The organism is Citrobacter sp. RHBSTW-00986, assembly GCF_013783065.1.
GTDB lineage: Bacteria > Pseudomonadota > Gammaproteobacteria > Enterobacterales > Enterobacteriaceae > Citrobacter > Citrobacter braakii.
The window spans coordinates 217,909-235,704 of record NZ_CP056200.1 but is presented as its reverse complement, the minus strand read 5'-3'; the positions used below and the strand labels follow the sequence as shown (position 1 = coordinate 235,704).

Genomic DNA, 17,796 nt, shown 5'->3' with positions numbered 1-17,796 from the left:
GTAATGCCGGATAGCGGCTAACGCCTTATCCGGCCTACAAACTACGCAGTCCCCGCGTAAATATCAAACCGATGCCCTTTCGTGACTACCGCGTTCGGCGTGGCGACATCCGCCAGCGGCGGCGCGTAATCCGGGCGCTTCACTACTACACGTTTAGTGGCTAGCTGACGCGCAGGCTCCAGCAGCCCATCCGCATCCAGGTCCGGCCCCACCAACGACTGAAACACGCGCATCTCTTTTTTCACCAGCGCGCTTTTCTGCTTATGCGGGAACATCGGGTCGAGGTACACCACCTGCGGACGCGGGGTGATATCGGTTAACGCCGTCAGGCTTGAGGCGTGGATCAGTTGTAAACGTTCCTGCAGCCACGGACCGATTTCCGGGTCAGCATACCCTCGCGCCAGGCCATCATCCAACAGCGCCGCCACGACCGGGTTACGTTCCAGCATTCGCACGCGGCAGCCTACTGAGGCCAGCACAAACGCATCGCGCCCCAGCCCTGCAGTCGCATCAACCACATCCGGCAGGTAATCGCCTTTAATGCCAACCGCCTTCGCCACCGCTTCGCCGCGACCACCGCCAAATTTGCGCCGATGGGCCATCGCACCGCCAACAAAATCCACGAAGATACCGCCGAGTTTGGGCTCATCACGTTTACGCAGTTCCAGATGTTCCGGTGTCATCACCAGCGCCATCAGGTTATCTTCATCGTGCGTAAGATTCCAGCGGGCGGCAAGAACAGATAAGGCGCCGTCTCCGGCGCCTGTTTCATCTACTAAGCAGATTTTCACGTGAATAATCAGCCTTTAATCCCGTAATGCTCCAGCATTGCATCCAGTTGCGGCTCACGGCCACGGAAGCGCTTGAACAGTTCCATCGGCTCTTCAGAACCACCACGGGTGAGAATGTTATCGAGGAACGATTGTCCGGTTTGACGGTTGAAAATCCCTTCATCTTCAAAGCGAGAGAATGCATCCGCCGCCAGCACGTCGGCCCACAGGTAGCTGTAGTAACCCGCCGCATAGCCACCAGCAAAAATGTGGCTGAAGGCATGCGGGAAGCGGCCCCACGTTGGGCCCGGCACCACGGCGACCTGCTTTTTAATTTCCGCCAGCGTTTCGAGGATTTTCGCCCCTTGCTGTGGGTTAAACTCCGCGTGCAGACGGAAATCAAACAGGCCAAACTCCAGTTGACGCAGAATAAACAGTGCCGCCTGGTAATTTTTCGCCGCCAGCATTTTATCCAGCAGCTCCTTGGGCAGCGGCTCACCGGTCTCAAAGTGACCAGAGATAAATGCCAGCGCTTCGGGCTCCCAGCACCAGTTTTCCATAAACTGGCTCGGCAGTTCGACCGCATCCCACGGCACGCCGTTGATACCTGAAACACCGGCAGTTTCGATACGGGTCAGCATATGGTGCAGACCGTGGCCGAACTCGTGGAACAGGGTGATCACTTCATCGTGGGTAAACAGCGCGGGTTTGCCGTTCACCGGGCGGTTAAAGTTACAGGTCAGGTAGGCAACAGGCTTTTGCAGCGTACCGTCGGCTTTACGCATCTGGCCGACGCAGTCGTCCATCCACGCCCCGCCACGTTTATGTTCACGGGCATACAGGTCAAGATAGAAACTGCCGCGCAGTTCGTTGTTTTCGTCATACAGTTCGAAGAAACGTACTTCCGGGTGCCAGACGTCAACATCAGTGCGCTCTTTAGCGGTAATGCCGTAAATACGTTTAACCACTTCAAACAGGCCGTTAACGGCTTTGTTTTCCGGGAAGTATGGACGCAGCTGCTCGTCGCTGATGCTATAGAGGTGCTGTTTTTGTTTCTCGCTGTAGTAAGCGATATCCCACGGCTGCAGCTCATCGACACCAAATTCCGCTTTCGCGAAGGCGCGCAGTTGAGCCAGCTCTTTCTCGCCCTGAGGACGGGCACGTTTCGCCAGGTCCGTCAGGAAGTCGAGTACCTGCTGCGGGTTTTCCGCCATTTTGGTGGACAGAGATTTAAAAGCGTAGCTTTCAAAGCCCAGCAGCTGTGCCAGCTCGTGGCGCAGCGCGAGGATCTCTTCCATTATCGGGCTGTTGTCCCATTTACCAGCGTTTGGCCCCTGGTCAGACGCGCGAGTGGAGTAAGCGCGATACATCTCCTCACGCAGCCCCTGGTTATCACAGTAGGTCATCACCGGCAGGTAGCTTGGGATATCCAGCGTTAACAGGTAGCCTTCCTGCTGTTTAGCATCAGCCTGGGCTTTTGCAGCCGCCAGCGCGCTTTCCGGCATGCCGGAGAGTTCCGCTTCATCAGTCACCAGCTTAGTCCAGCCCATCGTGGCATCGAGGACGTTATTGCTGTAGAGATTGCCCAGCTCAGACAGGCGGGTGGCAATCTCACCATAGCGCAGCTGTTTTTCCTTCGGCAGACCAATACCAGAAAGCTCAAAATCGCGCAGCGCGTTATCGACCGCTTTTTTCTGTGCGGTGTTCAGGGTAGCGTAATGATCGCCGTCACGCAGGTCGCGGTACGCTTTGTACAGACCTTCATGTTGCCCAACCCAGGTGCTGTATTCAGACAGCAGCGGCAGCGTTTGTTCGTAGGCTTCGCGCAATTCCGGGCTGTTTTTCACCGAGTTCAGGTGGCTAACCGGAGAGAAAATACGCCCCAGCACATCGTCAACTTCCGCCAACGGCTGGCAAAGATTTTCCCAGGTGTACGGCGCGCCCTGCGCAACCACTCGCTCAACGTTTTCGTGGCAATCGTTCAGCGCCTTAGTAACGGCAGGCACAACGTGCTCAGGCTGAATTTTAGAAAACGGCGGCAGTTCGAAGGGGGTCAGCAATGGATTGGTCATTAGCGCGGTCCTGTTGAAAAGAGTGAATGAAGCGCGTATCCGGCGCTGTGCATATTAATTTGTACAATGGGGTTAAGTGTAGAGGATTTCAATGCCAGGCGTTGCGCTTTCGCGGCAGTGACGACTTTTCTGTATACTGTGGCGATACGCTTTATTTTCGCCCGATATTGCGCTGTTTTCGGGCCTACGTTTATAACCTGGAACACGTTTACCCATGCTGAGTTATCGCCACAGTTATCACGCTGGCAACCACGCCGACGTCCTTAAACACACCGTCCAGAGCCTGATCATCGAATCGCTTAAAGAGAAAGAAAAACCGTTTCTCTATTTGGATACCCATGCTGGCGCAGGCCGTTATCAGCTGAGCAGTGAGCATGCCGAACGTACCGGTGAATATCTGGAAGGGATCGCCCGTATCTGGCAGCAGGACGATTTGCCTGCCGAACTGGAACCCTACATTGGCGTGGTGAAGCACTTCAACCGTAGCGGCCAACTGCGCTACTACCCCGGCTCTCCATTAATTGCTCGCCAGCTGCTGCGAGAACAGGATAGCCTGCAATTAACGGAACTGCACCCGAGCGACTTTCCTTTGCTGCGCGGCGAATTCCAGAAAGATGAGCGCGCACGCGTGGCCAAAGCCGATGGTTATCAGCAGCTAAAAGCAAAATTACCGCCGGTTTCCCGTCGCGGGCTGATCCTTATCGATCCCCCCTACGAAATCAAAAGCGACTACCAGGCGGTGGTGACCGGTATTAACGAAGGCTATAAGCGTTTCGCAACCGGCACCTATGCGCTGTGGTATCCGGTAGTTCTGCGCCAGCAAATCAAACGCATGATCCACGACCTGGAAGACACCGGTATCCGCAAAATTCTGCAGATTGAGCTGGCGGTGCGTCCGGACAGCGATCAGCGCGGCATGACGGCGTCCGGTATGATTGTAATAAACCCGCCGTGGAAGCTGGAGCAGCAGATGAACAGTGTCCTGCCGTGGTTGCACAGCAAACTGGTTCCGGCAGGAACCGGTCATACGTCGGTAAGCTGGATCGTGCCGGAGTAATCGCAGTCATCGGTGGAACCTTTTAATTTCAGGTATACAATCGCGAATATTTTGGCGGATGGCGTAACGCTTCTCCGCCCTACAATGAACATGAAGGAGCGGTCATGACCAAGCACTATGATTACATCGCTATTGGCGGCGGCAGCGGCGGTATTGCCTCCATTAACCGTGCAGCAATGTACGGCCAGAAATGCGCGCTGATTGAAGCCAAAGAGCTAGGCGGCACCTGCGTTAACGTTGGCTGCGTACCGAAAAAAGTGATGTGGCATGCCGCACAGGTCCGTGAAGCAATCCACATGTACGGGCCGGATTACGGTTTCGACACCACCATCAATAAGTTCGATTGGGATAAACTGATCGCCACGCGTACCGCTTATATTGATCGCATTCATACCTCGTACGACAACGTGCTGGGCAAAAATAATGTCGATGTGATTAAAGGCTTTGCCCGCTTTGTGGATGCCAAAACCATTGAAGTGAACGGTGAAACCATTACTGCCGATCATATTTTGATTGCTACCGGTGGTCGCCCGAGCCATCCAAGCATTCCGGGTGTGGAATACGGTATCGACTCCGACGGTTTCTTTGAGCTGCCCGCGCTGCCAAAACGCGTGGCCGTTGTTGGCGCAGGCTACATCGCCGTTGAACTGGCGGGCGTAATTAACGGTCTGGGCGCACAAACGCATCTGTTCGTTCGTAAACACGCGCCGCTGCGCAGCTTCGACCCGATGATCGTCGACACGCTCGTTGAGGTGATGAACGCCGAAGGCCCGACTCTGCATACTCACGCGATTCCAAAAGCGGTCGTTAAAAACGCTGATGGTAGCCTGACCCTGCAACTGGAAGATGGTCGTAGCGAAACGGTAGATTGCCTGATTTGGGCGATCGGTCGTGAACCTGCCACCGACAACTTCAACTTGGCGGTTACTGGCGTGAAAACCAACGAAAAAGGCTACATCGTCGTTGATAAATTCCAGAACACCAGCGTGCCGGGTATTTATGCCGTCGGCGATAACACCGGGGCCGTTGAGCTGACGCCGGTTGCCGTTGCCGCGGGCCGTCGTCTGTCCGAGCGTCTGTTTAACAATAAGCCGGACGAACATCTGGACTACAGCAACATCCCGACCGTGGTCTTCAGCCATCCGCCTATTGGTACCGTGGGCCTGACCGAGCAGCAGGCTCGCGAACAGCACGGCGATGATCAGGTGAAAGTGTATAAATCATCGTTTACCGCGATGTATACCGCTGTCACCACCCACCGTCAGCCGTGCCGCATGAAGCTGGTTTGCGTCGGCCCGGAAGAGAAGATTGTCGGTATTCACGGCATTGGTTTTGGGATGGATGAAATGCTGCAAGGCTTCGCGGTCGCTCTGAAAATGGGCGCAACCAAGAAAGACTTTGATAACACCGTTGCCATTCACCCAACGGCATCTGAAGAGTTCGTGACCATGCGTTAATCGCGCTTCAGGAATGTTAAAGGGCAAAGAGGGGTTAGCTCTTTGCCCTTAGTTACGTTTCCGCTATCAGTTCAGCAGTTGCAGCAGATAGCGGATCAGCTCCAGCAACGCGATTAACGCTCCCAGAACGATGATTGCTTTATCAATCACCCGTTTTCTCCATCAGATGGAGTGAGAATGCATCCGCTTACTCATCCATTGCCTGTCACGGCGCATGTCCCAGTGTTAGATGATGGAACTCTCACTCCGGCCAGAGCATCGGCCAACGGCACCACCCGTACAGCCGATCAGGACTTAGAAAGCGTTTAGCGCGCGTCCGGAATGAAAATGCTTCAGAGCTAACTGGATAAGTATACAGTTATTTTAATCAAAACAACCAGCGTATTCTTGCAATACTACCGGTAAGGTAATACGATTGAAGCGTTAGATGATGGAACTCTCACTTCGGCCAGAACCACCAACTCGGGCTGAAGCGTAAAAAAACCGACGCGAAGTCGGTTTTTTTACGTCCGAATCTGGACCAGAGAGTAATTATTTACCCTGCATATACGGTGTATATACCCCATTAAGGCTTTCGAGGAATGCCACGATATCGTCGATATCTTCCTGAGGCAGTTCTTTACCCACCTGATAACGCAGCATCAGTTTTACCGCGCCGTCGAGCGTAGGCACATCACCGCGATGGAAATAAGGCGCAGTCAGCGCAACGTTACGCAATCCAGGGACTTTCTGACGCAGCTTGTCACGTAATTCATTGGTGACGTTCATGCGGCCAATATCTGCAGCAGTGACCTCGCCGAAATTAAAGTCCTTTTTCAGCCCCAATGGCTCAAATGAACGTCCGCCTAAAATAATACCGCCATGACAGGTCGCGCACTTATTATCTTTAAACAACTGATAGCCATGTTTTTGCTGAGCGGTTAAGGCCGCTTCATCACCACGCAGCCATTTATCAAACGGCGAATTTGGCGTAATCAGCGTTTTCTCAAACTCAGCAATCGCATCGGTAATATTATCCCCACTGAATCCCTGCGGATAAACGGCAATGAACTCTTGCTTAAGTTGCGGATCCTTATCCAGTTTCTGGATAATTTCATCCCAGGATTTAGACGCCATTTCGATAGGGTTCAATGGTGGACCACCGGCCTGCGCCTGCAATGTTGGCGCACGGCCATCCCAGAATTGCTCAACGTTAAAGACCGAGTTAAATACCGTTGGCGCATTGATAGGGCCAACCGCGCCGCCGACACCGATTGACGTTTTCCGGCCATCCACGCCGCCCGCATTCAGGGCGTGACAGTGCGCGCAAGAAATCGTGCTGTCGCCGGAAATACGCGGGTCATGGTAAAGGGTAAAACCAAGCGCTACTTTGCGGGCATCGGTCGGGATGCTTTCCGGTATCGGCTGTACAGGTTCATTACGATGCTGCGTGGCAGTATCGTTACTGGCGTAGTACTGCTCACGCTGTTTCGCAATCCAGCCCAGGATCTCTGCTCGCTCCGCATCGCTTACCTTGCCAGCCCAGTGCAATGCGGTATAACGCGTCGGCGGCATGGTCTCGTACTGCATCACCCACTCAATTTTATTCAGATCGCTTTGCGAAACGGGTTTATCCGCGACCAGCGCCGCACGAACGGCCTCCAGATTGAATGATTTGTATCCCAGTTGAATATCGTAATTCATCAACTGCTTAGCGACGGGAAAAGAAGAATAGAAAGGTAATTCAGCCGAAGGAGTGTGACAATAATCGCATCCTTTTTCACGTAAGAACCCTAGTACTTTATTATTTTCTTCCAGCGTAGAGGCCTGAACATCAGCCTGTTTACTCCGTTGATTATCGTGATACCACACATAACCGGATAATCCAAAATAACAAATCGCGACGCCAGCTATGGCAATCACGGTAAGACGGGTAATGATTTTCATTATTTTACCCTCACCGTTGTGAGTTATTGTGACCCAGAAAATTAGAATAATTAATAGACAGTCTTTGTCAGACCTGACCATCATAGGAAATGAGGGGATTACTATTTTGATAAGTATCAAGCAATTACATGGAGGAGAACTATCGATAGAATAGCCTGTGCCTATTATAGAGTTAAACGTTACCAGGTTGTGTTCACACCTCGTTGCAATCGAATGTTCTGAAAATGGAATATCCTCGGGTTGTGCAGAATTCGGAATTATTCATTATTTTCATTGGGATAGATTTATTTTTTGGATATTGCGCAGCACTAAAATGTGATCGACCGCACGCTTTACTCACCAGATACCGAAGCGAATGTCTACGCTTAATTGACGAGCGGGCAATAGCCTTAATCTTTCAACGTCCATCGGAGGTCTTTCGCATTATGCTCAACCAGAAACTACCCCACGCCCCTTCTGAAGAAATGACGATCGACATCGATCTGCTTTATGAAATGGATCCGTGCGAGTTAAAGCTGGATGAAATGATTGAGGCGGAGCCTGAACCAGAGATGATTGAAGGGTTACCCGCCTCAGATGCGTTAACTCCCGCCGATCGTTACCTCGAGCTGTTCGAACACGTTCAGTCGTCGAAACTGTTTGCCGATAGCAAAACCTTCCCCGACTGTGCGCCGAAAATGGATCCGCTGGATATTTTGATCCGCTATCGCAAGGTTAAACGCCACCGCGACTTTGATCTGCGACGCTTCGTCGAGAACCACTTCTGGCTCCCGGAAACGCCCTCCAGTGAATATGTTTCTGACCCGGAAAATTCGCTGAAAGAGCATATCGATCAACTGTGGCCGGTGCTGACGCGCGAACCACAGGACCACATTCCCTGGTCCTCGCTGCTGGCGTTACCGCAGTCATATATTGTGCCCGGCGGACGTTTTAGTGAAACCTACTACTGGGATTCCTACTTCACCATGCTGGGTCTGGCGGAGAGCGGTCGCGAAGATCTGCTGAAATGTATGGCGGATAACTTTGCCTGGATGATTGAAAACTATGGTCATATCCCGAACGGTAACCGTACTTACTACCTGAGTCGCTCGCAGCCGCCGGTCTTTGCGCTGATGGTCGAACTGTTTGAAGAGGATGGCGTACGCGGCGCGCGTCGTTACCTTGATCATCTAAAAATGGAGTACGCGTTCTGGATGGATGGCGCAGATTCCCTGGTACTCAACCAGGCCTACCGTCACGTGATCAGAATGTCGGACGGCTCCCTGCTCAACCGCTATTGGGACGATCGTGATACGCCGCGCGATGAGTCGTGGCTTGAAGACGTCGAGACCGCCAAGCATTCGGGTCGCCCACCCAATGAAGTGTATCGGGATTTGCGCGCGGGCGCGGCCTCCGGCTGGGATTACTCCTCGCGCTGGCTACGCGATGCAGGCCGTCTTGCCAGCATACGCACCACTCAGTTCATCCCTATTGACCTGAACGCGTTCCTCTACAAGCTGGAGAGCACTATCGCCAATATTTCCGCACTGAAAGGCGACAAAGACACTGAAGCGCAGTTTCGCCAGAAAGCCAATGACCGCCGCGATGCGGTGAATCGCTATCTCTGGGACGACGAAAACGGCTGCTATCGCGATTACGACTGGCGGCGCGAACAAATGGCCCTGTTCTCTGCCGCCAGTATTGTGCCGCTGTATGTCGGCATGGCAACGCATGAACAAGCCGACCGACTTGCCAATGCGGTCCGCAGTCGCCTGCTAACCCCCGGAGGGATTTTAGCCACAGAGCATGAAACGGGTGAGCAATGGGATAAACCCAACGGCTGGGCGCCGCTGCAGTGGATGGCGATCCAAGGTTTCAAACTTTACGGCGACGACCATCTAGGGGATGAAATCGCCCGTAACTGGTTGAAAACGGTGAATCTCTTTTATCAGGAACACCACAAGCTTATCGAAAAATACCACATCGCCGACGCCGCGCCGCGCGAAGGCGGCGGCGGAGAATATCCGTTGCAGGACGGCTTTGGCTGGACCAATGGCGTGGTGCGCCGACTCATCGGTCTGTATGGCGAACCCTAGCAGCTGACGGTCTGAATTATCAGACCGTCAGTTAATCGCATCGTACAGTTCGGCGTGAATTTTTTGCCATTTCTTGTTCTCTGGGCTTGGCTGCGCGCGAACGCGTAGCTCGGCCTGTTCAAGGTCATACTGCTGACGCGCGACAACCGCCGGCACCGAGCAAAAACTTTGCAGATAGCTTTTATGCAGCGATGTGAGTGACGCCCCATTCGCCATCGCATGGCTGACCGTGGTCATAAACTGCCGACATGGCTTACTCTCACTCATCTGCGAAGGGTAACGCAGCAGCAGCCTCAACACCTCGGTATTGCCTGCCGAGAATGCCTGCTCCGTCCACGCCAGCTTCCAGTCCATCCCGCCCTGTAGGAAAAGTGACGTCACACGGGTGTCGTTGCGCTCGATAGCCGCGCGCATGTTAAAGGCATCCCAGGTGATGCCCATTCGGGTCACCGACTCCCGCGCACCAGGGGCATCACGCCGTGGCTCCTCCTGCACGATTTCAACGGATTGCCCGGAAGACGCTTGTGGCGCTGGCGAAGTGAATAACCAGAACGCGCCCAGCGAAATCACCAGCACCATCACGCCGACCGCTACCCACAACATGCCGGAAATCAGCTGTTCACGTTCTTCCGCCGTGCGCCTGGCCCGTTTCTCCGGCGGATCGATACTGTCTGCGATTTCCTGTTTATCGCCCCCTGCCTGCTCGTCTTTTTGCTTTGCGTTTTCCCAAAACTGGCGAACCGTCGCCTCATCGGACTCCATATACGACGCAGGATTAATGCGCGTACGCCGTTCTTCAAATGCCCGCTGCACAGGGTGAGTAATCTGTCGGTACTGACAATCCAGCAACAGCAGTTGTACTGAGGTTAGCGGCTGCTGCGCGATAACGCAGTTACGGGCCAGGCGGCAGTCATCCAGGAACATCCTCAGCGTGATACGTGGCTCAACAAACGACATGAGTACCGAGGTATCGTTAAAAATCTCGCTAAAATGCCGAACGAATAACTTCTTATCGACAACCATCAGCGCCAGTTCGCTAAACATCATGCCGTCCAGCGCATCCCGACTTTCCCCCAGCTTTAACCAGCGACGCAGACGTTCACCGCCAAAGTGCTGTTTCAGGAAGCTGTTGAGCGGATGTTGATCCGGCCATACCCGCGCAATCAGCGATTTGAGGGTTAATTCTATTGCGCGAAGCTGACGCTGCGCCCGCATCTGCGCATCCGGCTCTGCACGTTCAATCTCGGTTGGATACTTCAGGAGGGGCTGTTGCTGGCGCAACTGTTCCAGAGAAGCGACAAAGCGCAGCGCAGAAATCAGCTGGTTTTCACTGACGTCCTGGCCATTTTCATATTGCGGCACGCTCTGCTGAAGATGGCGTAGCCGCAACGTGAACTGACTCAATTGCGCGTCATTCATCTGCAACCGCCTGGCGACAACGCCCCAACCTCCCAGATTCAATCGCGCCTGGTCAAGCTGCTCGAGAAACCAGCGTGGATCTTTACCCTCTGCGACGCGCACGCCAAGCATCAGTAAAATTTCTACTGAGGCCTGCCGGATTATCCCCAAACAATGTTCGAATGGTGTACATGTCGCCTGTAACGCGCTATTGGTCATTATCTTCCCTAAAAGGACCCAAAAAGTGCGGCCTCACAATGGTGTGTAGTTATCTTTTTTAAATGCAGCGCTGTGCCGCCACAGACTAAAACACATTCATATAGCAAATAAATATGTTTTACAGTGACTTCCACACAATCATTGAAAATTATTCTGGAGATAAGCCTGTGCCTGTACTGAAAACCTCGCGTTTGATCTGCCGCCCGCTCACACATGACGACTGGGCGTTTTTCTTAACGTTACAGCAGAACGCAGATGTGATGCGCTTTGTCGCTGACTCGCGTACCGAAGAGGAGATACGGACAGTCTTTGACTCCCGCTTGCCTGAATGGTCTCCCGGCAGTCCACACTGGCTGTGCCTGGTCCTGTGCGATAAGGCATCGGGCGTACCGCTTGGGGTAACCGGATATATTCAGGATAAAAATGAATGTGCCGAGGTCGGCTTTCTGCTCACTCCCGAGGCGCAGGGCAAAGGTTATGGCGCTGAATCCCTGCATGCCGTTTGCGATTATGCGTTTACCGCCGGAGGACTACGCCGACTGACGGCCTGCGTCACCGCAGGAAACGATGCCTCACGGCGTCTACTGGAAAAGGTCGGGTTCATTCTCGAAGGCACGCTGCGAGAAAGCTACTGGCTACATCAAACCTGGTATGATGACTGGATTTTCGGCCTGTTAAAACATGAATATCAGCCGCCCGCGCCATCAGGCGTTTTGCTGTAAAAAATGGCTGGATGGCGGCTGGCGTAACGGGGTGTGTTTCTTAAAATAGGTCTTTTTGTACAGAGATTATTATGCCGCTACATTCGACGCAGTTCACGCCCGCCTGTATCGCATTTATTAAGCAATGGCAGGGCCTGTCGCTAGAAAAGTATCAGGACAAAAAGGGGATCTGGGTCATTGGCTACGGGCACGAAATCACCGCAGATGAATCCTTTGATGCCCCAATTATGCTGATGCAGGCCGAAACATTGCTGCTCGCGGATATAAATATCTGCGAGGCATTCATCCATAAGGAAATGCCGCAAATACAAGATCGGTTTCAACAGGAAGCGTTAATTGCATGGATGCTCAGCGTGGGGATTAGCCGGTTTTGCAGTGCTGAATTCTGGCCGGGGGCTATTTCACAGCCAGAAACAGTCTGACTGTGAAATATTTTCCCATTATAGGGTGTCGTTTAGCATCATTGCCGCCTGCGTACGGTTTTTTACCTCCAGGCGCTGATACAGCGATTCAAGATGGGCTTTTACCGTTCCAGTGCTGATATTTAATAATCGACCAATTTGTTTATTAGATTCTCCGGCGGCCAGCATCGTCAGAATCTCCCGCTGACGCGCGCTGAGCAATCTGATATTTTGCCCGCCACATTCGGTCGCTGTGATGCAATCTCTGGGGATAAACATCATACCTATCGCGACGCTATTGAGTGCCAGCGTGAAGGTTTCCGCATCAGAATCGCGCGGAACAATGGCCAGCACGTTTAATTGCGTGACTTCCTGTAGCCATTTTTTACGGCAGTCCGTTGCGGTTACCAGCACTTTTACCTTCGCAAAGCGCTCTGCTATCTGTTGCAGCAAGCTACGGCAGAATTCAGCGTCAAAATCTCCATCCAGCATTACCAGTGCATCAGGATTGTCTTCCAGCGTCCGCCAAAGATCATCTGCCTGACTGACACCCTGAACATTCACTCCTGGAATACGCTCTTGCAAAATTACATTCATTCCATGAATAAATATTGACTGCCTGTCAAACATTATTAACTGCATTATTTATCTCCGTCTGAATAAGATATTAGCCTTAACACGCGGAAGGGTATTATCCGAGGGGCAAAATATGAAGTCACCATTTGGCGGAGGCCATTTTACCGATAGACGGAGAAGAAAGAAGTAGACGTTATAAATAGTTACAGCTGAAACCAAAGAATCACACAAAGGATCAAAATCGGGGTCAAATTTTCAGAAAATCCTTAATATTTGACGTTCAAAACTGGATTACTAATATTAATAACCCGGAGTTTATATTCTTAGCTAAAAATAAGGAATTCACGATAACAGACAAATATGTTACAAAACAAAATATCGCATTAAATGATCATTCGGGCATGAGAATGGGGAGGTGATCATAGTTTCTGATACAACAAATCCACTCCCGAAGAAGAATGAACTCTTCAGAACGTTTATCCCCGATCTCTTTCCGCGGTATCAGATTCCAAATAATACCGGCTAACGCCACCAGTTATATTTTGACTTCTGATGGCGCGCCGGTTTTCGATTGCTCAAAAGGCTAAGTAAGAGGCGGTCGATTACAGGAACATCCCGCCAGAGACTTCGATACGCTGTGCCGTCATCCAGGCCAGCTCATCGCTGAGCAACGCAGCAATGGCGTCGCCAATATCGTCCGGTAACCCAACACGCCCCAGCGCCGTCTGCGATGCAATGTAGGCATTCAATTGCGCATTATCCCGCACGTTTCCGCCGCTAAAATCCGTCTCGATTGCCCCAGGCGCAATAATATTCGCCGTAATGCCGCGCTCTCCCAGCTCCTTCGCCTGGTAACGGGTTAACACCTCCATCGCCCCTTTCATGGCAGCGTAAGCGCTGTAACCCGGTAGCGCAAAGCGCGACAATCCGGTCGAGACATTAAGAATGCGTCCGCCGTTGTTGATCAACGCCAGCAAGTTCTGTGTCAGGAAAAAAGGTCCTTTAAAATGGATGTCCAAAAGCTGGTCAAATTGCGCTTCAGTGAACGCCGGATACGGTGCGTTAATGCCAACTCCGGCATTGTTCAATAAATAATCAAAGGTGTCGCTTTGCCAGTGCGTTTGTAGGGTTTCCTGCACCTGTTTGACAAACTGAGGGAAAGTGGAAATATTTCCGACGTTCAACGGTAATGCTGCAGCTTTACCGCCAGATTGGCGAATTTCATCCACAACCTGCTGCGCTTCTTTTTCATTGCTGTTCCACGTCAGGATGACACCAATGCCTTTACTCGCCAGCTTTAGCGCCGCGTTTTTACCGAGTCCACGGCCGCCGCCGGTCACCAATGCGATACGTTGCGTCATAAGAAACCTCATTTCAGGTGTTGTGAATATTGAGACAAAGCTTATTAGGTGGTAGAAAAACAATAAATACCGCTTACTGCGCATTACTGTTTCATTTAGAACAACAATAGGGCATGAGAATGGATAAAATTCACGCAATGCAGTTGTTCATCCGCGTCGCAGAACTGGAGAGCTTTTCGCGCGCGGCAGACACCCTCGGACTTCCTAAAGGTAGCGTATCGCGTCAAATCCAGGCCCTGGAAAATCATCTGGGCACTCAGTTGTTGCACCGCACAACCCGCCGCGTTCAGCTCACGCAAGACGGCATGATCTATTACGAACGAGCGAAAGATTTGTTGAGCAATCTCGATGAACTGGATGGGCTATTCCATCACGACCCGGCCAGCATCAGCGGCAAGCTGCGCGTCGATATGCCGGTTGGTGTGGCGAGAAATCTGGTGATGCCCCGCTTACCGGCCTTCTTGCATCAGTATCCGGGGCTTGAGCTCGAACTTAGCAGCAGCGACCGCCTGGTGGACTTGATCCGCGAAGGCTTCGACTGTGTGGTACGCGTGGGGACGCTGAAAGATTCAGGGCTGATTGCGCGCCCGCTCGGGAAACTCACGCAGATTAACTGCGCCAGCCCGCAATACCTCGCCCGCTTTGGTTATCCGGAAAGCCTGGAGGATTTAGCCTCGCATGCGGTGGTGCACTACTCAGTCAATTTGGGAACTCGTGCGCAAGGCTTTGAAGTGGCGACAGACAACGGTGCTAAATGGGTTAAAACCGGCGGCATGCTGACGGTGAACAGTACCGAAACGTATCATGCGGCATGTCTTGCCGGTCTGGGCATTATTCAGGTACCGCGCGTGGGCGTGCGTGATGCCCTGCGCGCCGGTACGCTGATTGAAGTATTGCCGCAATATCGCGCCGAACCATTACCGGTTTCATTGCTCTATCCGCATCGCCGTAACCTCTCCCGCCGCGTACATCTGTTTATGGAATGGCTGACCGGCGTGATGAAAGACTATGTGGACTGACAAGCTATACTGTCCTGAGAATGAACAGAACAAGGATTACTGCCCTGATGACGCAGGAAAAAGAGATTAAACGCCCCATTCAGGAACTTGAGCACGCACCAATCCCAAAAATTGAGACCCTGGAGCGTAAAAATACAGAAACCAACGGTAAGACCAACCAGGCGCTGAAAACCGCCCTGACCTTCGCCGATAAAATTCAACGCCAGCCCATGATTGCCCATCTGATTCGCGCCGCGGAGAGATTTAACGATCGTATGGGAAATCAGTTTGGCGCCGCCATTACCTACTTCTCGTTTCTGTCGATGATCCCTATCCTGATGGTGTCGTTTGCCGCCGCGGGTTTTATTCTCGCTTCGCACCCTACGCTGTTGCAGGATATCTTCAGCAAAATCCTGCTCAACGTCAGCGATCCGACGCTCGCCTCCACGCTGAAAAACACCATCAATACCGCCGTTCAGCAACGAACCACCGTCGGTCTGGTGGGTCTTGCCATCGCGCTCTATTCCGGAATTAACTGGATGGGAAACCTGCGCGAAGCTATTCGTGCCCAGTCGCGGGATGTCTGGGAGCGGACCCCACAGGATCAGGAAAAAATTTGGGTCAAATATCTGCGTGATTTTGTCTCATTGATTGGCTTACTGATTGCGCTGATTGTTACGCTGTCCATTACCTCCATCGCCGGTTCCGCCCAGCAGATGATTATCTCTGCGCTGTATCTCGACGGCATCGAATGGCTGAAGCCCGCCTGGCGGCTGATCGGCCTGACCATCTCTATTTTCGCCAACTACTTGCTGTTCTTCTGGATTTTCTGGCGGCTACCGCGTCACCGACCGCGCAAAAAAGCGCTCATTCGCGGCACGTTTATCGCAGCATTGGGGTTTGAAGTCATCAAAATGATCATGACGTACACGCTGCCATCACTGGTGCAATCGCCATCAGGCGCGGCGTTTGGTTCCGTACTTGGCTTGATGGCGTTCTTCTACTTCTTCGCCCGTCTGACTCTGTTTTGCGCTGCCTGGATTGCCACAGCAGAGTACAAAGACGACCCGCGAATGCCGGGGAAAACCCACCGCTAATCTTTGTTAACTGCCGGATAACGCTGCGCTTATCCGGCCAACCCAATGCTTACGTCGAAATTCTGCGCATTATCAGAATTAAAATCCAGCCCGTAACTTTTGTTTAACCAAAAACCAGTTTTATCATCCAAGTTTTAAATTATGTGAAGCATTTCATGGAAGTGAAATCTCCAGCCTAAAAATTATCCCCTTTTTGCTCTGTTTTTGACCAATCGCAAGGTTTGTTACAGATTGAAATGTCTCTTTTGCTGTGCGTAATATGACCTTTCGTTCGACCAAAAATAAGAAAATATTATGCAAGCAACAGCCACAACGCTCGACAACGAACAGGAACACACCCCGGTCAACTCGCGCAATAAAGTCGTCGTCGCCTCACTCATTGGCACTGCCATTGAGTTCTTCGACTTCTATATCTACGCCACCGCCGCGGTGATCGTGTTCCCCCATATCTTCTTCCCGCAGGGGGATCCGACCGCGGCAACGCTGCAGTCCCTTGCCACCTTTGCTATCGCCTTTGTGGCACGGCCTATCGGTTCTGCTGTGTTCGGGCATTTTGGCGATCGCGTAGGGCGTAAAGTCACGCTGGTTGCCTCACTGCTCACTATGGGGATCTCGACGGTTGTCATTGGCCTGCTGCCGGGCTATGAAACTATCGGTATTTTCGCCCCGCTGCTGCTGGCGCTGGCGCGTTTTGGTCAGGGTTTAGGACTGGGCGGTGAATGGGGCGGCGCGGCGTTACTGGCGACGGAAAACGCACCGCCGCGTAAACGCGCGCTGTACGGATCATTCCCGCAGTTGGGCGCACCTATCGGCTTCTTCTTCGCCAACGGCACTTTCCTGCTGCTCTCCTGGCTGCTGACCGACGAGCAGTTTATGAGCTGGGGCTGGCGCGTACCGTTCATCTTCTCTGCGGTGCTGGTGATTATCGGTCTGTACGTTCGCGTTTCGCTGCATGAATCCCCGGTCTTTGCCAAAGTAGCTGCGGCGAAAAAACAGGTGAAAATCCCGCTGGGTACCCTGCTGACAAAACATGTCCGCGTGACGATCCTCGGCACGTTCATCATGCTGGCGACCTATACGCTGTTCTATATCATGACCGTCTATTCCATGACGTTCAGCACCGCCGCGGCGCCTGTAGGGCTTGGCCTGCCGCGTAATGAAGTGTTGTGGATGCTGATGATGGCGGTTATTGGCTTTGGCGTCATGGTGCCGGTGGCGGGCCTGCTGGCCGATGCGTTTGGTCGTCGCAAGAGCATGCTCATCATCACCACGCTTATTATTCTGTTTGCGCTGTTTGCCTTTAAACCGCTGCTCGGCTCTGGCAATCCGGTGCTGGTGTTCGCCTTCCTGTTGCTTGGTTTGAGCCTGATGGGTTTGACATTTGGTCCGATGGGCGCGCTATTGCCGGAGCTGTTCCCGACCGAAGTGCGCTACACGGGGGCGTCGTTCTCGTACAACGTTTCATCGATTCTTGGTGCTTCCGTTGCCCCTTACATTGCCGCATGGCTGCAGGCGAATTACGGCCTGGCGGCGGTCGGTACGTATCTGGCATCAATGGCGGCGTTAACGCTGATTGCGCTGCTGTTAACCCACGAAACCCGCCATCAGTCATTGTGATTCTTTGGCTGTAACCACCGTCTGCGGCCTACGTTGAGCATGAAATGTAG

The 17,796-nt window shown here is 52.6% G+C and carries 15 protein-coding genes; 8 read left to right on the top strand and 7 right to left on the bottom strand.

The window, feature by feature from the left end:
* Positions 1 to 41: 41 nt before the first annotated feature.
* Positions 42 to 791 carry a 16S rRNA (guanine(1516)-N(2))-methyltransferase RsmJ gene (rsmJ, locus tag HV345_RS01105; RefSeq protein WP_047358192.1) on the bottom strand — a complete coding sequence of 250 codons (750 nt, stop codon included), beginning with the start codon at positions 789 to 791 and terminating at the stop codon, positions 42 to 44.
* A gap of 8 nt (positions 792 to 799) precedes the next feature.
* The gene (gene prlC / locus HV345_RS01100; protein ID WP_181636168.1) at positions 800 to 2,842 is read right to left on the bottom strand and encodes an oligopeptidase A; all 2,043 of its coding nucleotides are present in this window, start codon (positions 2,840 to 2,842) and stop codon (positions 800 to 802) included.
* A 214-nt stretch (positions 2,843 to 3,056) separates the two neighbouring features.
* Here prlC and HV345_RS01095 point away from each other — a divergent pair, with 214 nt between their 5' ends.
* Together HV345_RS01095 and gorA are read left to right on the top strand one after the other, a co-directional pair.
* Complete coding sequence (locus HV345_RS01095; protein ID WP_016154881.1) at positions 3,057 to 3,899, top strand: 23S rRNA (adenine(2030)-N(6))-methyltransferase RlmJ; 843 nt, start codon at positions 3,057 to 3,059, stop codon at positions 3,897 to 3,899.
* Between the two features lie 104 nt (positions 3,900 to 4,003).
* A complete protein-coding gene (gene gorA / locus HV345_RS01090) occupies positions 4,004 to 5,356 on the top strand; it encodes a glutathione-disulfide reductase (RefSeq protein WP_046274489.1) in 1,353 nt (450 codons plus the stop codon).
* 66 nt (positions 5,357 to 5,422) lie between these two features.
* Here the strand turns inward: gorA and dinQ are convergent, their stop codons facing one another.
* Both dinQ and HV345_RS01080 read right to left on the bottom strand, forming a co-directional pair.
* Entirely contained in the window at positions 5,423 to 5,506 is an 84-nt protein-coding gene (gene dinQ, locus HV345_RS01085) for a damage-inducible type I toxin DinQ (protein WP_003837776.1), read from the bottom strand.
* 381 nt (positions 5,507 to 5,887) lie between these two features.
* Positions 5,888 to 7,282: a cytochrome-c peroxidase gene (locus HV345_RS01080; RefSeq protein ID WP_137352436.1), complete on the bottom strand. Its 1,395-nt coding sequence runs from the start codon at positions 7,280 to 7,282 to the stop codon at positions 5,888 to 5,890.
* A 425-nt stretch (positions 7,283 to 7,707) separates the two neighbouring features.
* Here HV345_RS01080 and HV345_RS01075 point away from each other — a divergent pair, with 425 nt between their 5' ends.
* Complete coding sequence (locus HV345_RS01075) at positions 7,708 to 9,357, top strand: alpha,alpha-trehalase (RefSeq protein WP_047501376.1); 1,650 nt, start codon at positions 7,708 to 7,710, stop codon at positions 9,355 to 9,357.
* Between the two features lie 27 nt (positions 9,358 to 9,384).
* On the opposite strand, the gene HV345_RS01070 is transcribed toward HV345_RS01075, so the two are convergent.
* Positions 9,385 to 10,974: an STY4199 family HEPN domain-containing protein gene (locus HV345_RS01070; protein WP_181547142.1), complete on the bottom strand. Its 1,590-nt coding sequence runs from the start codon at positions 10,972 to 10,974 to the stop codon at positions 9,385 to 9,387.
* A 167-nt stretch (positions 10,975 to 11,141) separates the two neighbouring features.
* Between HV345_RS01070 and HV345_RS01065 the strand changes: the two genes are divergently transcribed.
* The gene (locus HV345_RS01065; protein ID WP_181636167.1) at positions 11,142 to 11,696 is read left to right on the top strand and encodes a GNAT family N-acetyltransferase; all 555 of its coding nucleotides are present in this window, start codon (positions 11,142 to 11,144) and stop codon (positions 11,694 to 11,696) included.
* A 71-nt stretch (positions 11,697 to 11,767) separates the two neighbouring features.
* Positions 11,768 to 12,118, top strand: coding sequence for a lysozyme (locus tag HV345_RS01060; protein WP_049042435.1), 351 nt, complete (start codon positions 11,768 to 11,770; stop codon positions 12,116 to 12,118).
* Positions 12,119 to 12,136: 18 nt separating this feature from the next.
* Here the strand turns inward: HV345_RS01060 and HV345_RS01055 are convergent, their stop codons facing one another.
* The gene (locus HV345_RS01055; protein ID WP_016154889.1) at positions 12,137 to 12,739 is read right to left on the bottom strand and encodes a response regulator transcription factor; all 603 of its coding nucleotides are present in this window, start codon (positions 12,737 to 12,739) and stop codon (positions 12,137 to 12,139) included.
* Between the two features lie 536 nt (positions 12,740 to 13,275).
* Positions 13,276 to 14,034 (bottom strand): SDR family NAD(P)-dependent oxidoreductase, encoded by a 759-nt coding sequence (locus HV345_RS01050; RefSeq protein WP_016157705.1) that lies wholly within the window; start codon positions 14,032 to 14,034, stop codon positions 13,276 to 13,278.
* A gap of 119 nt (positions 14,035 to 14,153) precedes the next feature.
* On the opposite strand from HV345_RS01050, the gene HV345_RS01045 reads away from it, so the two are divergent.
* The 3 genes from HV345_RS01045 to HV345_RS01035 all read left to right on the top strand — a co-directional run bounded on the left by HV345_RS01045 (position 14,154) and on the right by HV345_RS01035 (position 17,746).
* A complete protein-coding gene (locus tag HV345_RS01045) occupies positions 14,154 to 15,053 on the top strand; it encodes a LysR family transcriptional regulator (RefSeq protein ID WP_016157706.1) in 900 nt (299 codons plus the stop codon).
* A 47-nt stretch (positions 15,054 to 15,100) separates the two neighbouring features.
* On the top strand, positions 15,101 to 16,129 hold the full coding sequence (gene yhjD / locus HV345_RS01040) for an inner membrane protein YhjD (RefSeq protein ID WP_016154892.1): 1,029 nt from the start codon (positions 15,101 to 15,103) through the stop codon (positions 16,127 to 16,129).
* 294 nt (positions 16,130 to 16,423) lie between these two features.
* Positions 16,424 to 17,746, top strand: a complete 1,323-nt coding sequence (locus tag HV345_RS01035) for an MFS transporter (RefSeq protein WP_003023312.1) — start codon at positions 16,424 to 16,426, stop codon at positions 17,744 to 17,746.
* Positions 17,747 to 17,796 lie beyond the last annotated feature (50 nt).

Coding starts and splice junctions, on each gene's coding strand:
- prlC (WP_181636168.1), bottom strand. CDS start 2,842: ATGACCAATCCATTGCTGACCCCCTTCGAACTGCCGCCGTTTTCTAAA.
- HV345_RS01095 (WP_016154881.1), top strand. CDS start 3,057: ATGCTGAGTTATCGCCACAGTTATCACGCTGGCAACCACGCCGACGTC.
- gorA (WP_046274489.1), top strand. CDS start 4,004: ATGACCAAGCACTATGATTACATCGCTATTGGCGGCGGCAGCGGCGGT.
- HV345_RS01080 (WP_137352436.1), bottom strand. CDS start 7,282: ATGAAAATCATTACCCGTCTTACCGTGATTGCCATAGCTGGCGTCGCG.
- HV345_RS01075 (WP_047501376.1), top strand. CDS start 7,708: ATGCTCAACCAGAAACTACCCCACGCCCCTTCTGAAGAAATGACGATC.
- HV345_RS01070 (WP_181547142.1), bottom strand. CDS start 10,974: ATGACCAATAGCGCGTTACAGGCGACATGTACACCATTCGAACATTGT.
- HV345_RS01060 (WP_049042435.1), top strand. CDS start 11,768: ATGCCGCTACATTCGACGCAGTTCACGCCCGCCTGTATCGCATTTATT.
- HV345_RS01055 (WP_016154889.1), bottom strand. CDS start 12,739: ATGCAGTTAATAATGTTTGACAGGCAGTCAATATTTATTCATGGAATG.
- HV345_RS01050 (WP_016157705.1), bottom strand. CDS start 14,034: ATGACGCAACGTATCGCATTGGTGACCGGCGGCGGCCGTGGACTCGGT.
- HV345_RS01045 (WP_016157706.1), top strand. CDS start 14,154: ATGGATAAAATTCACGCAATGCAGTTGTTCATCCGCGTCGCAGAACTG.
- yhjD (WP_016154892.1), top strand. CDS start 15,101: ATGACGCAGGAAAAAGAGATTAAACGCCCCATTCAGGAACTTGAGCAC.
- HV345_RS01035 (WP_003023312.1), top strand. CDS start 16,424: ATGCAAGCAACAGCCACAACGCTCGACAACGAACAGGAACACACCCCG.